16 protein-coding genes are annotated in these 18,973 nt (G+C 65.4%); 9 read left to right on the top strand and 7 right to left on the bottom strand.

Annotation, left to right across the window (positions count from 1 at the left end; all coding sequences use genetic code 11):
• Positions 1 to 19: 19 nt before the first annotated feature.
• A complete protein-coding gene (locus CQ045_RS12175) occupies positions 20 to 1,057 on the bottom strand; it encodes a methionine synthase (RefSeq protein WP_105724232.1) in 1,038 nt (345 codons plus the stop codon).
• Between the two features lie 20 nt (positions 1,058 to 1,077).
• Positions 1,078 to 2,079 carry a DUF1852 domain-containing protein gene (locus CQ045_RS12170; protein ID WP_105724230.1) on the bottom strand — a complete coding sequence of 334 codons (1,002 nt, stop codon included), beginning with the start codon at positions 2,077 to 2,079 and terminating at the stop codon, positions 1,078 to 1,080.
• A gap of 124 nt (positions 2,080 to 2,203) precedes the next feature.
• On the opposite strand from CQ045_RS12170, the gene CQ045_RS12165 reads away from it, so the two are divergent.
• A complete protein-coding gene (locus CQ045_RS12165; protein WP_105724037.1) occupies positions 2,204 to 3,145 on the top strand; it encodes a LysR family transcriptional regulator in 942 nt (313 codons plus the stop codon).
• A 112-nt stretch (positions 3,146 to 3,257) separates the two neighbouring features.
• Here CQ045_RS12165 and CQ045_RS12160 read toward each other — a convergent pair whose 3' ends face one another.
• Complete coding sequence (locus CQ045_RS12160) at positions 3,258 to 3,818, bottom strand: ankyrin repeat domain-containing protein (protein ID WP_105724035.1); 561 nt, start codon at positions 3,816 to 3,818, stop codon at positions 3,258 to 3,260.
• Positions 3,819 to 3,957: 139 nt separating this feature from the next.
• Between CQ045_RS12160 and CQ045_RS12155 the strand changes: the two genes are divergently transcribed.
• The 6 genes from CQ045_RS12155 to CQ045_RS12130 all read left to right on the top strand — a co-directional run bounded on the left by CQ045_RS12155 (position 3,958) and on the right by CQ045_RS12130 (position 9,789).
• Positions 3,958 to 4,692: an ABC transporter ATP-binding protein gene (locus tag CQ045_RS12155; RefSeq protein ID WP_105724033.1), complete on the top strand. Its 735-nt coding sequence runs from the start codon at positions 3,958 to 3,960 to the stop codon at positions 4,690 to 4,692.
• Positions 4,689 to 6,029, top strand: a complete 1,341-nt coding sequence (locus tag CQ045_RS12150) for an FtsX-like permease family protein (RefSeq protein ID WP_105724031.1) — start codon at positions 4,689 to 4,691, stop codon at positions 6,027 to 6,029. Before CQ045_RS12155 ends, CQ045_RS12150 begins: the two co-directional genes overlap by 4 nt.
• Positions 6,030 to 6,157: 128 nt before the next feature.
• On the top strand, positions 6,158 to 7,066 hold the full coding sequence (locus CQ045_RS12145; protein ID WP_105724029.1) for an ABC transporter ATP-binding protein: 909 nt from the start codon (positions 6,158 to 6,160) through the stop codon (positions 7,064 to 7,066).
• Positions 7,067 to 7,091: 25 nt separating this feature from the next.
• Positions 7,092 to 7,895, top strand: a complete 804-nt coding sequence (locus CQ045_RS12140) for an ABC transporter permease (protein WP_181156549.1) — start codon at positions 7,092 to 7,094, stop codon at positions 7,893 to 7,895.
• 71 nt (positions 7,896 to 7,966) lie between these two features.
• On the top strand, positions 7,967 to 9,130 hold the full coding sequence (locus CQ045_RS12135) for a sensor histidine kinase (RefSeq protein ID WP_181156548.1): 1,164 nt from the start codon (positions 7,967 to 7,969) through the stop codon (positions 9,128 to 9,130).
• The gene (locus CQ045_RS12130) at positions 9,127 to 9,789 is read left to right on the top strand and encodes a response regulator transcription factor (RefSeq protein WP_105724023.1); all 663 of its coding nucleotides are present in this window, start codon (positions 9,127 to 9,129) and stop codon (positions 9,787 to 9,789) included. Before CQ045_RS12135 ends, CQ045_RS12130 begins: the two co-directional genes overlap by 4 nt.
• A gap of 209 nt (positions 9,790 to 9,998) precedes the next feature.
• On the opposite strand, the gene CQ045_RS12125 is transcribed toward CQ045_RS12130, so the two are convergent.
• Positions 9,999 to 10,457, bottom strand: a complete 459-nt coding sequence (locus CQ045_RS12125; RefSeq protein WP_105724021.1) for an Lrp/AsnC family transcriptional regulator — start codon at positions 10,455 to 10,457, stop codon at positions 9,999 to 10,001.
• A 106-nt stretch (positions 10,458 to 10,563) separates the two neighbouring features.
• Between CQ045_RS12125 and CQ045_RS12120 the strand changes: the two genes are divergently transcribed.
• Both CQ045_RS12120 and CQ045_RS12115 read left to right on the top strand, forming a co-directional pair.
• Positions 10,564 to 11,181 carry a LysE family translocator gene (locus tag CQ045_RS12120; RefSeq protein ID WP_105724019.1) on the top strand — a complete coding sequence of 206 codons (618 nt, stop codon included), beginning with the start codon at positions 10,564 to 10,566 and terminating at the stop codon, positions 11,179 to 11,181.
• On the top strand, positions 11,178 to 11,978 hold the full coding sequence (locus CQ045_RS12115) for a thioesterase family protein (protein ID WP_105724017.1): 801 nt from the start codon (positions 11,178 to 11,180) through the stop codon (positions 11,976 to 11,978). The genes CQ045_RS12120 and CQ045_RS12115 overlap by 4 nt, the downstream gene beginning before the upstream one ends.
• A gap of 69 nt (positions 11,979 to 12,047) precedes the next feature.
• On the opposite strand, the gene CQ045_RS12110 is transcribed toward CQ045_RS12115, so the two are convergent.
• From CQ045_RS12110 to CQ045_RS12100, 3 genes are all read right to left on the bottom strand, one after another.
• Positions 12,048 to 12,656, bottom strand: coding sequence for a VanZ family protein (locus CQ045_RS12110; protein ID WP_105724015.1), 609 nt, complete (start codon positions 12,654 to 12,656; stop codon positions 12,048 to 12,050).
• A gap of 528 nt (positions 12,657 to 13,184) precedes the next feature.
• Positions 13,185 to 17,096 (bottom strand): hypothetical protein, encoded by a 3,912-nt coding sequence (locus CQ045_RS18655; protein WP_146115236.1) that lies wholly within the window; start codon positions 17,094 to 17,096, stop codon positions 13,185 to 13,187.
• 544 nt (positions 17,097 to 17,640) lie between these two features.
• Complete coding sequence (locus CQ045_RS12100) at positions 17,641 to 18,936, bottom strand: HipA domain-containing protein (protein ID WP_258131050.1); 1,296 nt, start codon at positions 18,934 to 18,936, stop codon at positions 17,641 to 17,643.
• Between the last annotated feature and the right edge of the window lie 37 nt (positions 18,937 to 18,973).

The following is an 18,973-nucleotide window of genomic DNA, read 5'->3' as shown; positions in this document are numbered from 1 at the left end:
CGCTGAGCCTCGGAGCCGGTCAGCGCTTCGCGGCGGCGAGCTCGTCGCGAAGGAGGGCGGCGCCGGCGCTGAGTGCTTGCAGCTTGCCGTGTGCCACGTCACGTGACAACGGTGCCAAGCCGCAGTTCGTGCTCGGGATGAGCTTGTCCGCGTCGACGAAGCGGAGCGCGTTGCGGAGGGTGTCGGCGACCTCCTCCGGGGTCTCGATCGTCTGGCTGGCAACGTCGATGGCTCCGAGCATGACCTTCTTGCCCCGGATGAGCTCGATGAGGTCCAGGGGGACGTGCGAATGGTGGCTCTCCAGCGAGACGATGTCTATGGTCGATCGCTGCAGGAGCGGGAACGACTTCTCGTACTGCCGCCACTCGGCTCCGAGGGTCGCCTTCCAGTCGTTGTTCGCTTTGATCCCGTACCCGTAACAGATGTGCACCACGGTCTCCGCGCGCAGCCCTTCGGCCGCCCTCTCGAGCGCCGCCACGCCCCAGTCCTGCACGTCGTCGAAAAAGACGTTGAACGCCGGCTCGTCGAACTGGATGATGTCCACCCCGGCGGCCTCGAGCTCCTTCGCCTCCTGATTGAGGATCGTCGCGAACTCCCAGGCCAGCTTCTCGCGGCTCTTGTAGTGGCGATCGTAGAGCGTGTCGATCATCGTCATCGGACCGGGCAGGGCCCATTTGATGGGCTGATCGGTCTGCTGGCGGAGGAACTTCGCATCCTCGACGAACACGGGCTTCTCGCGGCTCACGGCGCCGACGACCGTCGGCACGCTGGCGTCGTACCGGTCACGGATCCGGACCGTCTCCCGCTGGTCGAAGTCCACGCCGGAGAGGTGCTCGATGAACGTCGTGACGAAGTGCTGGCGTGATTGCTCGCCGTCGCTGATGATGTCGATGCCGGCCCGGTGCTGCTCCTGGACGGCGATGCGGAGCGCATCCTGCGTGCCCTCGACCAGGGCGTCACCCTGCAGTTTCCACGGAGACCAGAGCGTCTCCGGCTCGGCCAGCCAGGACGGCTTCGGAAGACTGCCGACGATCGAGGTGGGAAGAAGCGTGTGCATGATCGGCGATTCTCCGTGGGTCATCCGACGGAGACCAGCGAGGCGGCGGAGCCGGCGGCCCACTGCTCGAGCAGCTCACCGTGCGGCTTCATGAGGTGCTCGTCTGCATACTTCCCCTGCTCGGTCGCGAGCCGGCTGCGCTCGTCGCGGTCGTAGGCGATCTTCGTCACCGAATAGTCCTGCTGTTCCAGGGTCGGCCGGTAGATGCTCGCGGCTGCCGAGTTCGCGTTGTAGATCTCCGGTCGGTAGATCTTCTGGAACGTCTCCATCGTGCTGATCGTGCCGATGAGCTGGAGGTTCGTGTAGTCGCCGAGCAGATCGCCGCGGAAGTAGAACGCCAGCGGCGCGACGCTGCCGCGGGGCATGAAGTACCGGACCGAGAGCCCCATCTTGCCGAAATACTCGTCGGTCAGCGACGGATCCTTCTGCTCGTACTCGACTCCGAGGATCGGGTGGTGATTCTCGGTGCGACGGTAGGTCTTGCTCGTCGAGACGCTGATGCAGATCACGGGCGACACGGTGAAGCGCTCCCGGTAGGCCTCCGAGTCGAGGAAATGCTGGAAGAGCTTGCCGTGCAGGTCGCCGAAATCAGCCGGAACGCTGAACCCCCCTGCAGCCTCGCTGGCCGCCGGCAGTCGCACACTGAAGTCGAAGTCGCGCACGTAGGACGAGAAGTTGTTCCCCACGATGCCGTGGCTGCGCTTTCCGGTGAGACGGTCGACGATCTGGATGTCCAGGACCTCGAGCAGCGGGAACTCCTGGTCCTCCCCCTCTGCGGCGAACTGGACCGCGACCGAGATGATCTCGAGTTCGAGGGTGTAGCGGTCCGCGTTCAGGTTGTCCCAGTGCGCCAGGTCGTTGAATCGACGGTCGATCATCGTCAGAGCGTTGCGGAGATTCTGCTGACGATGCTCCCCCCGCGCGAGGTTGGCGAAGTTCGTGGTGATCCGAGAGCTGTCCGACGGCGAGTAGTCCTCGTCGAAGCGGGTCGTCGTGATGCGGAACGTGAAGTCGTGGGCCATGAGGTGCCAATCGGTGAGCTGATCGGCCGGGCTCGGCCTCGCGAAAGGGGATGCCTCCATGGTGCGGCCTCAGGGGTCCTATCGAGAAATGTGCTCTGGCTATGCGATGGCATAGTCTGAGCCTATGGCGAAGCGTTCGAGTGGCATCACGCTGCAGCAACTCACCTACTACATCGAGGTCGCCGCGGAAGGGTCGATCAGTGCCGCCGCCGACCTGCTCTACGTCGCGCAGCCGACGATGTCGGCGGCGATGAAAGACCTCGAGAGCCGAGTGGGGCGCGTGCTCCTCCTCCGCTCCGCGCGCGGCGTGACGCTCACCACGGATGGCGTGGAGTTCCTCGGGTACGCCAGGCAGGTCGTCGAGCAGGTCGCGCTCCTCGAACAGCGCTACCTCGACCGGCCGCCGTCACGACGTCTGCTCGGAGTGTCGACGCAGCACTACTCGTTCGCGGTCGACGCGTTGGTGCGGATGGTGAAGGCGACCTCGGCGGCCGAGTACGAGTTCTCGCTGCGGGAGACGCGGACCTGGGACATCATCGAAGACGTCCGCACCCTCCGCAGCGAGTTGGGGATCCTCTACCGCAACGACTTCAACCGCAACGTGATCGACAAGCTGCTCCGCGACTCCGGCCTCGCGTTCCACCCGCTCTTCATCGCCGAACCGCACATCTTCATCTCCCGCAAGAACCCCCTCGCCTCGCGGGATCGCGTGACCCTCGACGACCTCGCCGGGGTACCGCGTCTGACCTTCGATCAGGGCGCGAACAACTCCTTCTACTTCGCCGAGGAGATCCTCTCGACGCTCTCGAGCCCGCAGGACATCCGGGTGTCCGACCGCGCGACGATCTTCAACCTCATGATCGGACTCGATGGCTACACCATCTCGACGGGCATCATCAGCGACGACCTCGACCCCGAGATCGTCGCCATCCCGCTCGACGTCGACGAGCGCATCGAGATCGGATGGATCGGCCACGCCGCGATCCCCCTCACCGAGCAGGCGCAGCGCTACCTCGCCGAGCTGCGCACCGTCGTGTCGGGTTTCGGTGTGGAACTGCTCGGGTGAGCCCTCTGGTCACGAACCCTCAGCGACTGATGCGGCCGGCTCCCACAGCGGCTCGCCGCGGCGTCCTTCTCCGGAGACCAGCGCGCCACCGAACCGGCCATGTACCCGGGCCTCATCGTGCTCCCCCCTGGCCGCGCTCCGCGAGGTAGTCGGCCGCACGGCGCTTCAGGTCGGAACGATGTGGTTCGCGCATGAGCTGGATGCTCTCGTGCACCGATCGCCCATCCTTCGCGGTGGCGAGCAGATCGAGGTGCGGCTGTTCGAAGAACACGTCGTAGAACGGTGACAGCGTGGCATCCGAGAACTTCGCCTGACGGGCGATCGTGAGCAGCGGAGTGCGGAAACGACCGGAGAAGTGATTGATGTCGGCACCCGCCTCGATGAGCCGGCGCAGCAACGGCGCCTCCGCCGGAACGTCGTGGTCTCCCCGGCCGAGCAAGGCGTGCAGCACCGTGTTCCGCTCGCCACCGACGCCGGAGAGGGCGGTGGCATCGGCCCCCTCATCGAGCAGGAACGAACTGATCGCCACGCGTGCCGACAGGTCGCCGTGGGTCAGAGCGCGGTGCAGCAGGGTCTGCTCACCGAAGTCACGCCCGGCGTCGCCCGGCTGGAACGCGGCGACGAACTCGTCGAAGGGCGCGTTCGCCGCGAGGATCCACACGTCGGTGCTCATGCGGCACCGCCCTCGGCACGGCTGTAGGAGACATGCGAACGGAGAGTCATGCGCCCCACGCTAGCCGACCTCGAGAGAGCCGAAGACCTCATCCCGTGGTTGGTGTTCGCGTGAGCCCGCGCGTCTTAGCGTGTGCTCCATGCACGCATCAGATCACGCGAACACCGTCGGCAGCCGCGAACGGAAAGCACGCCTCCGCGCGACGAACCTGAGCCATCGCTATGGTTCGACGGTCGCGCTGGACCGGGTGTCGCTGACGATCCTGGACGGCGAAGCCGTGGCGATCATGGGGGCGTCCGGATCGGGGAAGAGCACGCTGCTCCTCGTGCTGGCCGGGGTCATCCGCCCCGACTCCGGCACGGTGATGCTGCACACCGAACAGGGCGCGGTGGATGTGGCGGCGATGGCGGATCGCGAGCGCTCCGCCCTGCGGCTGACGGAGTTCGGTTTCGTCTTCCAGGACGGAATGCTCATTCCGGAGTTGACCGCCGCGGAGAACGTCTCTCTGCCTCTGCTGTTGAACGGCACGGGTCGGGCAGAGGCCGAGCGGACTGCCGAGAGTCTGCTCGCGGAGCTGGGCCTGGGCGGGTTGGGAGGCCGCCGGATCGGCCAGCTCTCCGGCGGACAGGCGCAGCGGGTCGCCATCGCCCGCGCACGCGCGACGAACGCCCGCGTCATCTTCGCCGACGAGCCGACCGGGGCGCTCGATTCGCGCACGGCGTCGGACGTTCTCGGAGTGCTTCTGGCTGCGACGTCGGGGCAGGGGCGATCCCTGGTCGTGGTGACGCACGACGAGGATGTCGCCGCGCGGTGCGATCGGGTGGTGCGCCTCCGTGACGGTCGAATCCACGGTGGCGACGAGGCTTCCCGATGAGGCTTCAGGCGCTGGCCGTGCTCGTGCGTCCCTCCCGCGGCGACGCGTCCGCAGTGACGCTGCCGGTGGTGTCCTTCGCGATCATCGGCGCGGTGACGTATCTCGCTGCAGCCCTGGCGAGGTTGTTCTGGATGGCGTCGGATGACGGTTTCGGCCAGTACGGCATCCTGGCGGTCGCCATGGTCGCCGTGCTGGTGGTGCCCGCCGGCACTCTGGGGACGTCGGCAGCTCAGCTTTCGGCCCGTCGACGGGAGGATCGTCTGGCGGTCCTGCGTCTGCTGGGCGCGTCATCGACGTGGGTCCGTGGGTTCGCCGTGATCGAGGCGTCCCTCCTCGCGGCGGCAGGAGCGATCGCCGGTCTGCTCGGCTATGCCGTTCTCGCCCCCGCGCTCGCCCTGGTGCCGATAGCCGGTGAACGACCGGCTCTCTCCGACGTGTGGGTGCCGGCGTGGATGCTCTGCGTTCTGGCCTGCGCCCTCACAGCCGTGGCGGCGATCAGTGCCGCGGTGGGGCTGCGCCGCGTGATCATCTCGCCGCTGGGAGTTCGGATGCGGACGGATGCTCCGCGTCTTCACTGGGTCCGGCTGCTGACGGGCGCCGTCGTCCTCGCCGGTGGCGTCACTCTGATTCAGCTCACGTCGGTGAGCTGGGGCGCTCTGGGGATCACCGCAGCGATCGTGGTCGTGCTCGTGGCGGTCATGGCTGTTCTCAATCTCGTGGGGCCGTTCCTGATCGGCTGGAGCGCACGGCGGAAACTCGCTCGGGCCCGGACGGCCGAAGACCTGATCGCGGCCCGCGGGGTGTTGGAGTCTCCGGCGGCGTCGTGGCGGTGGGTGTCCGGGGTGGGCCTGGCGAGCTTCATCGCTGTTCCGGCAGGGTCGGTTCTGGGGTTCCTCGACATGGTGCAGAACGGCGACACCGTCCTTGCGGCGGACCAGCTGGTGTTCTTCGCAGACATCCGCACGGTCGTCATCGCCGCCGTGGCCGTGTCGTATCTGCTCGTGGCATGCACCGTCGGCATCACCCAGGCGGCGTCCGTGCTGGAACGTCGCGCCCTCTACGTCAGCCTCGACCGGTTGGGCATGCCGCCACGGGTGATGAATCGATCCCGACGTCTCGCCGTGGCCTCTCCCCTGCTCGTGGCAGCGGTCTTTCCGGCCGCGGCCGCATTCGTCCTGTTCGCACCGGTGGTCGCACTGTCGGTCTTCACCGCGCCCCTGTTCATCGCCACCGTCATCGCGTGCATCGCGCTCGGAGTCCTCCTCGTGCAGCTCGGGGTCGTCGCGACAGCTCCCCTGCTGCGGCGCGTCCTCGCCGAACCCGACCGGGCCCTGTAGGCCTCCCTCCGGACGCCGCCCACCGGTCGGCGGATCTCGAAGATCAACCCCTGGTTGGCGGGCAGGGAGAGCGCGGATTTCTAGCGTGGAAGAAGGTCAGCGACAGGCGCGAGATCGAAGGAGACGCAATGACGATCGAGGTTCAGAATCTCAGCAAACGGTACGGCGATCGCTATGCCGTGCGAGACGTGTCGTTCACGGTTCAGCCGGGTGCGGTCACGGGCTTCCTCGGGCCGAACGGGGCGGGCAAGTCGACCACGATGCGCTCGATCGTCGGACTCGACCGCCCGTCTTCGGGGCAGGCACTGATCGACGGGAAGCAGTACGCCTCCTACCGAGCACCATTGCAGCAGGTCGGCGCGCTGCTCGACGCGAGATCGGCCCACAAGTCCCGCACGGCCGTGAACTACCTGGCCTCCATCGCGGCCACCCACCACATCCCGACGGCCAGGGTCGATGAGGTGCTCGACGCGACCGGACTGACCTCGGTGGCGAAGAAGAAGGTGGGCGGGTTCTCGCTGGGCATGGGCCAGCGGCTCGGCATCGCCGCCGCGCTGCTGGGCGACCCGTCGACGTTGATCCTCGACGAACCCGTGAACGGTCTCGACCCCGAAGGCGTCACCTGGGTGCGCACCCTGCTCGGTGATCTCGCCGCTGAGGGGCGCACCGTGTTCCTCTCGTCGCACCTGCTCAGCGAGCTCGCACTGATCGCGGACCACGTCATCATCATCGGACGCGGCGAGATCATCGCGGACTCACCGATCGATGCCCTCACGGCGGGCGGGCAGACCAGAGTGCGGGTGCGCACCACGGACACCGCCGCGTTGAGCAACCGGATCGCGAACGCCGGCGTCACGGTCACCTCTTCGGAGATGGAGCTCTTGGAGATCGACGGGCTCACCGCGGAGGAGATCGCTCGGGCCGCGCACGAAGCCGGCATCCTCCTGACGGAGCTGACTCCTGTACGCCAGACCCTCGAAGACGCCTACAACGCCCTGACCCGAGACGCCGTCGAGTATGCCTCGACCGGGCTCTGAGATCAGCACCGCAGAAAGGACCATGATGACCACTCTCACCGAGCCGGTGAAGGCGACCGGAAGAAATACCGACCTCCTCGGCGCGATCCGTTCGGAATGGATCAAGTTCCGGGGCCTCACCTCGAACTTCGCCCTGGCCGGGTTCACCCTGCTGCTGCTCATCGCGAACGGGATCGCGATGCCGTTGGCCTATGTGTTCCGTGACCGCGGTTCGCCCAAGGCCGACTACGAGGCCTACGCGGAGATGATCGTCGACAAGACCGGATACGTCGGCGTCGTCCTCGCTGTCCTCGCCGCGCTGATGGTGACCAATGAGTACCGCTCGGGTCAGATCAAGACGACGCTGCTGTCGGTCCCCCAGCGGGTTCCGGCGCTGGTGTCCAAGGCCACGATCATCGCCGCCGTGTCTTTCGTGATCGGCGTGGTCAGCTCGAGCATCGGATTCGCGATCGCGCCGACCATCCTCGCCGGCGGCGGCTACAGCTATCCGCTGGAGACCGCTGATGCGGTCCGTCTCATCCTCGGGTCGGGGCTCTACCTGGCCACACTGAGCATCATCGGGATCGCCGTCGGCTCGCTCATCAGGAACGTGGTCGCGGCCGTCTTGACGACCATCGTGTTCTTGATCATCGTGCCCGTGATCCCGCAGATGTTCTCCGAGTACGGCACCGACATCACCCGCTTCTTCCCGATCCAAGCGGGGTCGCTCCTGCTGGCGCCCCTCGGAACCGACCCGATGGGGCCCTGGGGCGGCTATCTCGTACTCTTGGCCTGGACGGTCGTCCTGTTCACCGCAGCCGCGATCGTGCTCAGACGCCGAGACGCATGACACCATGCGGGCGACAGTCCGGACTCCGGGCTGTCGCCCCGATCCCGCAGAAGGAACAGCTCGCAGGACGGATGCTCGAGAAGATGCGCTGGTTCACGTCACACCCGTTCATCCTCGACCTGCTGCTGGTGATCGCCGCCGTCGGCATGCAGGTTCTCTCGTTCGTCCTGGCCGGGCAGAGTCCTCTCTGGCCCGGTGTCCTGATCGCCGTCGCCTCATCCGCACCGCTGTTCTGGCGTCGCCGAGCCCCCCTCCTCGCGCTGTCCGCGACGGTGTCCGTCGGCGCCGTCGCCGTGTGGATCCTCCCCGGCGTCGGGGCGCTGAGCTTCCCGTTCGCGTTCGCGCTCTACACCGTCGCGGCCACTCGCCCCTTTCCGCGCGCAGCAGTCGGATACGCGATCGGCGTCTGCCTCCCTGCGCTGAGCGCCTTCGCGCTCTTCCTGATCAACGGGCAGACGTTCTCACCGCTGTTCCTCGACCCGCTCGCACTCATCGCACTGTCCCTGGGGCTGGCTGTGAAGAACAGCAGGCAACGCCAGGAATCACTCGCGGCGCTCGTCGAACAGCGACTGGAGAACGCGCGGGTCAGCGAACGGAACCGGATCACCGCCGAGATGCACGACGTCGTCGCGCATTCGATCTCGGTCATGATCGCCCTCGCGGACGGCGCATCGACCGGGTGGCAGAAGCATCCCGACCGTTCCGCGACCGCCCTGCGGAACTTGAGCGGCGTCGGGAGAACCGCACTCAGCGACATGCGCCGCATCCTTCACCTGCTCCGCGACGACGACGCCGACCTCGCGGAGGCCCTGCATCAGTCGGGCCACAACGTCCCCGACCTGGATGAGCTCATCGACGTGTTCCGCGCTGCGGGGCTCCCCGTGCACCTGGTCCGCGTCGGAAGCGCGATACCGCACGACCCCACCCTGGCGACCACCGTCTACCGAATAGTCCAAGAGGGCCTGACGAACGCGCTGCGCTATGCCGAAGGCGCCACCCGCGTCGAGGTGCGACTCGAATCCGATGGGGCCCAGGTCAGGCTCACCATCACCGACGACGGACACGCGCCGGCAGCCGGGGCACCGAGCCAGGGCAGCGGCAGGGGGCTCCGCGGCGTCGCGGAACGTGCTGCGGCGTATTCGGGCAGCAGCACCAGCGGACGACTCCCCACCGGCGGGTGGCGCACGACCGCGACCCTGTCCATCGACGACGAAAGCCGAGCCGATCCCTCATGACTCCGCCACCGATCCGCGTCCTGGTCGTCGACGACCAGCCCCTCGTGCGCATGGGCAACGCCCTCGTGCTCGACAGTGCCGACGACATCGACGTCATCGCAGAAGTCGGCAGCGGCGAGGAGGCGGTCGCCACAGCGCTGGAGCTGCTCCCCGACGTCGTCCTCATGGACGTGCGCATGCCCGGCATCGGCGGCATCGAAGCCACCCGACGGATCACGACCGAAGACCCCCGGACCAAGGTCATCGTCTTCACCACTTTCGACATAGACGAGTACGCCTTCGGTGGGCTTCATGCAGGCGCGAGTGCGTTCCTCCTCAAGAGCGCCACGCCGGAAACACTCACTGCGGCCGTCCGAACTGTCGCCGCCGGCGACAGCGTCGTCGAACCGCGCATCACGACACAACTCATCGACCACTACGTGAAGCGCGACCCGGCTCCGGTCACCGGCAGCCCGCCCTCACCGCTCGACCGTCTCACTCCTCGCGAATACGACATCTTCCTCGCGATCGCCACCGGTCTCTCCAATCCGGAGATCAGTGAGCGCCTGCACCTCACTCCGGCGACGGTGAAGACCCACGTCAACCGCGTCTTCGCCAAGCTCTACCTCCGAGATCGCGTTCACGCGGTCATCCTCGCTTACACGCTCGAGGTGCTGTGAGGCCGAACTGCGACCCACGTCGAGCCGTCAGGACGCCTGATCAGGGCCCACGGCGGCACTCGCCTCGAGCTCGCGAAGGCATTTCACCTGCGCTCACGGCCAGAAGGGAGTGCACACCGATGCACCAAGCCCACCGGACGCGGAGAACCCCCTCATGACGACGGGGCGTCCATGGCGGTGACGGTGCGAGGGGCACCTGTCAGCTGCACTCAGGTGTCGAGCGGCAATGCCCGATCCTCGACGACGGAGCGCATCACGAGCGTCGTGATCAGCTTCTGAACCCCCGGCAGGGCGCTCAGCTGCTCGTCGTAGATCTGTTGGAAGTGGTCGAGGTCGCGTGCGACGACCTTCAGCAGGTAGTCGGGTTCGCCGAAGAGCCTGTCCGCGTCGTAGACGAAGGGAACGGACGCGACAGCCTCCTCGAACGCCGCGATCACGTCGCGAGTCGACTCCCGCATGGTGACGAAAAGGAGCGAGTGGAATCCGAAACCGACGGCAGACGGATCGACCATGGCGCGGTACCCGGTGATCACCTGATCGCGTTCCAGCTCACGGAGACGGCGGTGGCATGGCGACAGCGTCAGCTGCACTCGGTCGGCGAGCTCGGTGAGAGTCTGGCGACCGTCACGCTGCAGTTCGGAAAGAATCTTTCTATCGATGTCATCCATCCCAAGATTCTTCCACCGCGGACCCCCGAGCGCGACAATCTTGGAAGCACCTTTGCGTAATCTGCGAATAGCCTTGCGTGATGGAAGCACGCCACGGACACGCCGGATGAGCATCGCCGCAGTGCTGGCCTTCTGGGGAGTGTCAGCGCTCTTCGTCATCACCCCCGGCGCCGACTGGGCCTACGCGATCACCGCCGGCCTGAACCGCCGCGTGCTCCCGGCCGTCTTCGGCCTGCTGACCGGCCACGTCCTCGCCACCCTGATCGTCGCCGCGGGTGTCGGCACTCTCGTCATCAGTATCCCCGGCGCACTGACCGTGCTCACGATCGCCGGCTCGCTCTACCTCGTCTGGCTCGGCATCGGCACGCTGCGGCACCCCTCGGTCGTGAAGGCGAGTGACGACGCGGCGACCGGGTCCGCGTGGCGATGGTGGCTCAAGGGCTTCGGAGTGAGCGGGCTGAACCCCAAGGTGTTCCTCCTCTTCCTGGCCGTGCTCCCCTTGTTCACCGACGCCGATGCCCCCTGGCCGCCCGCGGTCCAGATCATCGTGCTCGGGCTCGTCCATGTGACGAGCTGCGCCGCAATGTACCTCGTTGTCGGGTACGGGGCCCACCGTCTCCTCCACGCGCGGCCGACCGCTGCCCGTATCGTGAGTCGGGTCTCCGGCATCGCCATGATCGCCATCGGTCTGTTCCTCGTCATCGAGAGGCTGCTGCACCCATGACCTCCCCCGCCTCACCTCAGGCTCCGACCCGTGCATACTTCACCACGAGAGACTCGACGATATTCGTCGCCACGTCCGCCGCACAGGGCGCGTGGAACACCGAGGAACAGCACATCGCTCCAGCCCTCGGACTCCTGACGCACATCCTCGAGACCGATCACCGCTCGCGACAGGAATACCCTTTCGTGCTCGCACGCGTGTCCTTCGACATCCTGGGCACGCTCGCCATCGACTCGATGGAGACCGGCTCGCGCGTCGTCCGCCACGGTCGGACGATCGAGCTCGCCGAGGCCGTGCTCAGCCAGGACGGCCGCGCCGCCGTCATCGCCCGCGGTTGGTTCCTGGCGGAGTCCGACACCGCGGATGTCGCGGAATCCGCCCTGACCCCGATGCCCTCCCCCGCCGACATGGCGCCGTGGAAGGCCTCCGACATCTGGCCGGGAGAGTACGTCACGACCATCGACGTGCTCCGCGACGAGGAGCAGCCGGGCCGGGCGCGGTTCTGGATGCGACCGACGGTGCCATTGATCGCCGACGCCGAGGTCAGCGGCACGGCGAGGATGCTGGGCCTGGTCGACATCGCGAACGGCATCACCCCACTGATCGCTCCGACCGTGATGGCCTTCCCGAACGTCGACCTCACCGCTCATCTGTTCCGAGCGCCGCAGACCGACTGGATCGGATTCGACACCACCGTCAGCTTCGGACCGCGCGGCCACGGCCTCACGCACACGGCGCTGCACGATGAGCACGGCCCCATCGGGACCGTGCAGCAGTCGCTCACGCTTCGGCGCTGACGACCATCCGGTGCCGGGGCACGGCGGGCCTCGCTGCGGTGGCGCCGGAGCCGGGGACGCCGGCTCCGATCAGGCGGAGACCGAGGTCGAGTCCGCCGCGATCTCGGGCGTCAGGCTGAGGGGCCGCTCGCGCACCGGCCACCGGAACCGTTGGACGAATCCGGCGATCGTCTTGGAGCGCGTCATGAGGACGAACAGGCCGTACCCGATGATCCCGCCCAGGATGTTCGTCAGCCAGTCGTTGATGTCCGCGAGGTGTCCGCTGAAGGCGAGCCGCGAGGCGGCCATCTGCGTCAGCTCGATGGCGAGGCTCGCACCGGCGACGATCGCCAGTACCTTCCACCAGCTCGGACGCGCGGTGAGCAGGGGGACGAGCATGCCGAGCGGGACGAACACCGCGACGTTGATGAGAGCGTCTTCCAACCCGTAGTCGACGAACGGCACGAGGTAGAGCGGAAACGGCCGCGGCCCGTCATAGAACCCTGTCCCGACGCGGAGGAAGATCGGGAAGACCGTGTTGGCGAGCACACCGCCCGCGTAGACCGCGAGGACCGCGGCGACGCTCGCTCGGGCAAGCGTGACGCGCCCGCGGGAGCGGAGGACCCAGATGAGCACGAGGAAGATCACGACTCCGAACGGGATCACGATCGGGAGCATGGGGACTTCGATGAACTTCATTCACTGCTTCCGGTGATTCATGGTTCGGTGCAGAAGCACCGCACCGATCGTACCGAGACCAGCAACCGCCAGTTGCCGGTGCGAGGTGGCCCCGACGGCGATCACTGGGGAACCGTCTACGAGCCTATGACTGCGGAAGACGAGTCGACCATCCCACCCCACAAACGGAAAAACCCCCTCACGAGGAGGGGGCTTCCATGGCGGTGACGGTGGGATTTGAACCCATCTCTGGCATCCGCACGGATGTAAGCGTGCGGTCCGATCCGCGTACTTGACCGGAATCTGTTCACATCTGCACGCACCAGCGAACACCTGGGTGCAGGTATTCCGTTACTGCAGCGTTACCGCTGAGTGAGGTAGCCCACTCCGACGTGGCGCCTGTGCGACGGCGTCGAGGCCATCCTCGACGTTATGCTCTTGGCGCACTAATCGTGGTCGGGGGGGGGAAGCGGGCAGCACCCATCGCATCCATCCCTTTTCTTCCCTTCTCCCTCACCGCGTGAGTACATGTGAGCAGCGAAGCCAGCGTCACCGAGTTGGCCACCGAATCGATGCGTCGAGCACCCTGACAGCGACTCCGTCAGCTCCTCTGTTCACTTCCATCGCTTTCTCGACAGCCTCGTGCAGCGCAGTCGGCGTCGAAAAACGTTGACCGTTACGCCGACGGCTATCATCTGGATCCCACGAGTCAACGTCGAACCAGACGGCGATGAACACACCGTACTTTGCACCCAGATCCGCCATATATCCGCTAGCTAGTTGGTTATTCGCCGCGGTTAGCACGTCTGCGTGCCAAGACCCCTTAACCTCCACTGGCAGCACCATCGGCATCGTTCCTTCGGGTGCGGAAACGGCCAGCGCTTCGATTCGAAGGTCGGGACGCATGGCGAGACCACTGGGAGAACTTCTACGGGTCGGAACCTCGCGATTTACCGTGACTCCCGCAGCGGCCAATCGCTCACGGAGTTCGTGGAGAAGAAAATCGGAGATCTCATCTTCCGTCTTCGGTCGACGCGAGTGTGTGTCCCACAGAAGGTGAGCGATAGGCGTGTCCGCCTGCAGGCGGCTCGCGATGCCGGCCAGCGCAGCCTGAGTCTGTAGCCACAAGTCGCGTTCGTTCCGCACGAACGTGCGCCGATCGTCGAGCGCGAGTGCAAGTACTGCTTCGCATTCAATCGGACGCCAGACGGCGTCTGCGGCTGCGCGCTCGACGTCGATGAGAGCGCGACGGAGGATAAGTCGTTCGGGGTGGCGTGTCATCAGCGAGCGGATGGCATCGCCGGCGGCATCTGTGGGGGTGGTGCGGAGTCGCTCAAGAACGTTATCCCGGAATCGGCCGACCGTCTCGCGCGGCCCTACGAAATGGGCATCGTCGAACTGAGGGTCCGCAGACGACGGAAACTCGTTCTCGAGCCATAGCCAGAGCTCGGCAAGCTGCGCCTCGGTCAGCGCAGGAACGCGAAGGTCATAGGCGAGTCGTGGGGCAGAGAACGCGGCGCGCATAAGTTCGGTGTCGGTCTTCATCAGTTCAGCGAGTTGCGGCCATGCGGCCGGACCGAACTCCTGAAGTAGCCGAAGCGCCGCATCAGCGGCACGTGCTGGCCGCTCCAAAACCGCCGCCTCCTGGACCCACCGCTCTAGGGCGAGTTGAGCGAGTTCGGGCGCCGCCCCAAGGAGGTAGTCGAGGACGTCGTGCGCTACAGACATGGCCTCGAACTGGTCGATCCTTGAGAATAGTTCTTTGGACATACGGCGGCTCTCGAGCGCCATCAATTCTGTGCGAAGGAAGTGATGGTGGTCTCCGCGTGCGATTGACGCGTCGACGAGCGTGAGAAAACAGTTCTCCAATTCCGTACGCGCCGATACCGCGGCTGAGGAGATCAGCGCAGCCTTGTCCGCGGTGTCTGCCGCATTCGTCGCGACAGGCCAATTGATGATGATGGGTGCCCATTCGCTCCACACGCGATCGGGCAAGGTTTGGATTTCATCCGGCGCTAGGCGGAGCAGCAGCGTTAGCGCTCGGTACGCGGCCTCTGATGGATAATGACGATGCAGTTTGCCGAACCAGCTGTCGCGGTCACAATGCCCCCGGACCAGGAAGTCCAGCGATTGTTGGAAGAACTTCTCCTTCGACGGCTCGGACAACGCCTGCCAACGAGGGTGCATGGTCAAGTCCGGTTGAAGTTCGTCAAAATAGTGGTCGGTGCCGGGACGCACAGTGAGTAGGCGAGATGCCTGCCAGTATGCGGAGAGATCACCAGCGCCGTATGCATCGAGCGCCTCGTGGATCTGCCCGTCCACCCACGCACCGCGGGCCTGGTTGAACTTCTTCTCATGCGCGGTCCGCCTGGCTTTTGCCTCTTTCCAAGCCTCCCGGGCGGAGACGGCGCGTGCAGACTGGAGCTCCCAGGCGCCAAGACGATCCGCGAACAACGAGTATCCGTACCCGCCGGGGTTGAGCTGCAGGACCTGATCGACCTGTTCGAAGTTAGATTCGTCAAACAGATACCTGGCAGCAGCGCCGAGGGCGGCAAGGCTGGCCTCCGGCCCGCCGTCCAGTTGTCGCAGGATCCAGCCGAAATCGTCCCGCCCTAACAGCGCCCCTTTTCCGCCTTGGCGCTGCGTGATCAAGGCATACGCGAGGTCCTCATCGGCGTCCGCGGCAACAACGTGCACCAGCTCTCGCCTAACGTCAACGGCGAGTTCCTCGATCGCGACATCGTCGCCGAAGATCGACTCAAACATACGAGATCTTTCTCCTGCACGCCGACTTAGCTCGCTACGAACCTGCGGGTGTTCGAGATGACTAATACAGAGCGTGACTATGGCGGTGTCTAGAACGCGCTCGTGCGTGTTGATGTCGATCGAGGCATGCACCATGGCCCAGTCGAGTGCTGCAGTAATGTCACTCGATGTCAACGCTGCTGCGAGCTCATGCATGAAGATCGAATAGACGCCAAGCAGGTTTTCTCGAGGTCGAGGAGCTCGAAGGCACAGTACCTCCGAAGTGCTGAGTACAGTCGGCCAGAGCATGCGAGCTACGGCTGCCCAAAGCTCGGCACCGTCCTCAAGCGTGTCTAGCGTTCCGTCGCTGAGTATCGGTACTAATGTCAGTGCACTCGCCGGGATACCGATGTCCCGCATTGCCATCGCCGCCGATGTTCGGATCGAGCGCGGCGCGCCTGGGTTCGCGACCAGAGCTACGAGCGCGTCGCCCAGCTCAACAACCCCGCACGCTCGCGCAAGGCGAATGGCAAAGTCGACGAGATCCCACTGGCTGGACTGCGCAATCGGGAGCAACTGCTCAGCGAGTTGAGAATGCGCGAGGCCACTGAGTGCCCAGGTCCAATCCTCGTAGGTTCGCCCAGCCCCAAGATCTCTCAGCATGTGCTCGACGAGTCTGGCTCGGAGTGCTTCACTCGGAATATCGACGTTCGTCAGGAACGACGCCGGATCCCCGTCGATTAACCATTCGAATCTGGTCGGATCGATACTCACTAGCCACGCCGCGAGCTGCCTGACCGGCCCGAAGATCCTCGAGCCAGTTGTCAGACACAAGGCTTGGACGTCGTGGTCCGTCAGATTCATCCGGACAACCCAGCGGGCTGCGAGGTAATCGACAAACGTCGCATGGGACCACCTCAGTCGACTCTCGCCTGCGCCGGAAAAGAGGGCTGAGTGCAGCACGAGTGCTCCTGCTCGTCTGCCTCGGTCATCGTTCGTTCGGAAGCAGTCGTCGAGAGTGAGGTCACCTGCGGGCGTCGATGCAGGGTCTCCGATCCAGAATGCTGTGCTGCCGGCGAATACGGTGCACGCGGCCAGTTGCTCCGCGGACTCTAGCAACAGCGTCTCCGATGCCATTTGCGGATCCGAATCACGACGCGCCTGGTTGGACTCGCGTGCAAGGGCCGCACACCCGCGCGCGTACACCTGCGCGCCCCCTCCTGAAATGGCACCCTCTGATCGGAATGAAGCAATCAGCAGTCGCAGGGTCAACGGTCTCGCAGCCAGGGCGGATAGTCCATGCCGCTTCACGTCACGCAGGAAAGAGACAGCGTCTAGCGATTCGGCTTCAAGTATGCGGGCGACATCGCTCTGTCTGAACGGCAAGAGCTCCACAGTCGTGGGCTCAGAAAACAATTGTGCGAGACGAGATCCCAAGGAGGTCGGCCAATCAGCGGTTCGACACGCAATCCGCAAGTACAACCGTTCGCGGTCGACCGAGCCAAGCCACTCGGCGAGCAACCGTCCAAGCGTCGGAATCCGCAGGGCCCCCTCGTCGAAGCCGTCCAGAGAGAGTACGAGCGTTGTCGCTCCGTGCTGCCATTCGAGCACTCGGGGGTCCTGGAAGACTTGCTGATAGAGGAAGGCATCGGTCGTGTAACCACCTAGATCGAATCTGATTGCGACGACATTGTCCTGGTCGGACACCGTCACCACGCTGTTTCCTAGCGCGGTGGACTTGCCAATTCCGGGGCTGCCTAGGAGGACCACGCAACGAATTGAGCTCAGCGCAGCGGTGGTCAGGGTCGTGGTAGCCGGCCGAACCCACGAGGAGCTTGCTGGATCTCGGAGCCAGCCTTCCGCGGTGAGCGGCGCTGAGTCACCATGCGGGAGCCAAAATCTGTCCGCGACAAGAGCGGCATCGTCCTGCCAGTGCATTCCATCGCTCCCGGGTTTTCCAAAGCAAACAGGGTCAGTTCCGAGTTTGCTGCCCCCATAGCGCCTTTTCCGTCATCCCTCGGCCCGTGTCGTCCAAGGGAACCCCCACGCCGCCGCGGATTCGCTGCAGACCGCTGTCAGACTGACATTGTCTCGAATGGTAGCGAGCTAAGCGCACTTGCCGCGCGTAATCACCGCCGCGGTGAGGCCCGTCCGACGTTCCTGAGCAACGCCGTCGCGAACGATCGGATCGCGTCCGTATGCTCCAACATCACTGCTGGCTATGTCGATGCCCGCAGGACGCTATCTATCGTGAGGCTACTCACTCGGCCCTCTGCGATGCGTCCGTGTGATGCCGCGGATTGTCCCATCGCCACCCACCACCTCCGCTTGAGCCGCCCGCCGAGCTCGCCGCTGCACCTGGGGCCTCTCCCGAGACCGTCTTGCCTGCCAGGAGCCTGGTGGCCATCTCCCCGACCGCGAACTGAAGTCCGGGGTGCGCGGCCGGGTGTGGCCGCTCCGACGTGGCGACCTCGCGGACGATTTCGAGCGTGGTCGTCACGATCTGTTCGGGGTTCCGGATGCCGATCTCGACACCTGCCATTTCAAGATGCTCGCGGGCGAGCAGGCGATGCTCGAACTCGCCACCGATCCGTAGCGCCATTTCGCCGTCGTTATCGTAGAAGTGCTGCGGCACGACGTCGTACATAGGTGCGACGCGCACGGAGTCGCCGGGCAGGTGCAAGAGCGAGAAGTTCTTCATGTGGAGGTCAAGGTTCCCGATCGCGACCGACAGCGTGATCATCTTCAGGACTTGCTCGGCGTCATCCGCCTCGATCACCTCAGCGATGTCGCGGACACCCTTGCCGCCAAACATCTCGTACTTCTGATCGCCGGAAAGCCCTAGCGCCTGGTTGAAGTCTTCCTGGTGGATGCGACCGTCGAGAGCTTTTGGGTCACGGTCGTACCGCTCGATAACAAGGGCCGGTGTCCCGTCGAAGGTCAGCAGCTCGGTCGAGAAGGAAGCCAGATTGAGCGCGCGCGCGAACCGGGAGCCGTACTCCTCGTCGAAGATCATCGACTGATATCCCGGGACCCGCGGCTTCAGAATATGCGTCGACGGATAACCGTCGATCGCCCGCGCCCAGCCATTTTCCGTGCGCACGAGCACGATCTTCGGCTGCACGCCGTTGAGTGACGTCTTGCCTCGCTGCGGCTTGTTTCCAAGCGGCGCGGACCCCACGTTCTCGAGCATTGCCCGAACACCTTTGTCATTTAAGGGCTCGACCTCCGGGGTCCGCGGCTCACCCGGAATGGAGGCATCCCAGATCTGGATGGCGCCCGCGACGTCGCGACCGTACGCAGCGAGCATGCCCATCACGTCGTTGCGACGCAGTCCGGCCTCATCCGCAAGCCGCTTCCGGGCATCGCCTTCGGGCAGCAGTTCCGCGAAGAAGTTGCTCCGCACTTCGCGGCCGCGCGTCGTCCGCGGAACAAGCGGGATCGCCGCCGAGAGCATCCGGCTCCCGAGCCCCCAAGTCTGAATCGCGTCGCGCGTTGGCTCGAAGTCGAAGTCATCGCCCGCTCCGCGAAGATGGCCGAGGATTTGACCCTGCAACTGAACTGTGAGTTCGGTCTCGGTCGTTCTCGGTCGT

It is taken from the genome of Microbacterium sp. MYb66 (genome assembly GCF_002979435.1).
Lineage (GTDB): Bacteria > Actinomycetota > Actinomycetes > Actinomycetales > Microbacteriaceae > Microbacterium.
The sequence above is the reverse complement of the archived record's forward strand: the minus strand, read 5'-3'. Positions and strand labels throughout refer to the sequence as shown.

What these genes read in the sequence shown, in the direction of transcription:
- CQ045_RS12110 (WP_105724015.1), bottom strand. Translation starts at nt 12,656, where the DNA reads ATGAAGTTCATCGAAGTCCCCATGCTCCCGATCGTGATCCCGTTCGGA.
- CQ045_RS12120 (WP_105724019.1), top strand. Translation starts at nt 10,564, where the DNA reads ATGAGCATCGCCGCAGTGCTGGCCTTCTGGGGAGTGTCAGCGCTCTTC.
- CQ045_RS12140 (WP_181156549.1), top strand. Translation starts at nt 7,092, where the DNA reads ATGACCACTCTCACCGAGCCGGTGAAGGCGACCGGAAGAAATACCGAC.
- CQ045_RS12145 (WP_105724029.1), top strand. Translation starts at nt 6,158, where the DNA reads ATGACGATCGAGGTTCAGAATCTCAGCAAACGGTACGGCGATCGCTAT.
- CQ045_RS12150 (WP_105724031.1), top strand. Translation starts at nt 4,689, where the DNA reads ATGAGGCTTCAGGCGCTGGCCGTGCTCGTGCGTCCCTCCCGCGGCGAC.
- CQ045_RS12175 (WP_105724232.1), bottom strand. Translation starts at nt 1,057, where the DNA reads ATGCACACGCTTCTTCCCACCTCGATCGTCGGCAGTCTTCCGAAGCCG.
- CQ045_RS12115 (WP_105724017.1), top strand. Translation starts at nt 11,178, where the DNA reads ATGACCTCCCCCGCCTCACCTCAGGCTCCGACCCGTGCATACTTCACC.
- CQ045_RS12165 (WP_105724037.1), top strand. Translation starts at nt 2,204, where the DNA reads ATGGCGAAGCGTTCGAGTGGCATCACGCTGCAGCAACTCACCTACTAC.
- CQ045_RS12160 (WP_105724035.1), bottom strand. Translation starts at nt 3,818, where the DNA reads ATGAGCACCGACGTGTGGATCCTCGCGGCGAACGCGCCCTTCGACGAG.
- CQ045_RS12170 (WP_105724230.1), bottom strand. Translation starts at nt 2,079, where the DNA reads ATGGCCCACGACTTCACGTTCCGCATCACGACGACCCGCTTCGACGAG.
- CQ045_RS12130 (WP_105724023.1), top strand. Translation starts at nt 9,127, where the DNA reads ATGACTCCGCCACCGATCCGCGTCCTGGTCGTCGACGACCAGCCCCTC.
- CQ045_RS12155 (WP_105724033.1), top strand. Translation starts at nt 3,958, where the DNA reads ATGCACGCATCAGATCACGCGAACACCGTCGGCAGCCGCGAACGGAAA.
- CQ045_RS12125 (WP_105724021.1), bottom strand. Translation starts at nt 10,457, where the DNA reads ATGGATGACATCGATAGAAAGATTCTTTCCGAACTGCAGCGTGACGGT.
- CQ045_RS12135 (WP_181156548.1), top strand. Translation starts at nt 7,967, where the DNA reads ATGCTCGAGAAGATGCGCTGGTTCACGTCACACCCGTTCATCCTCGAC.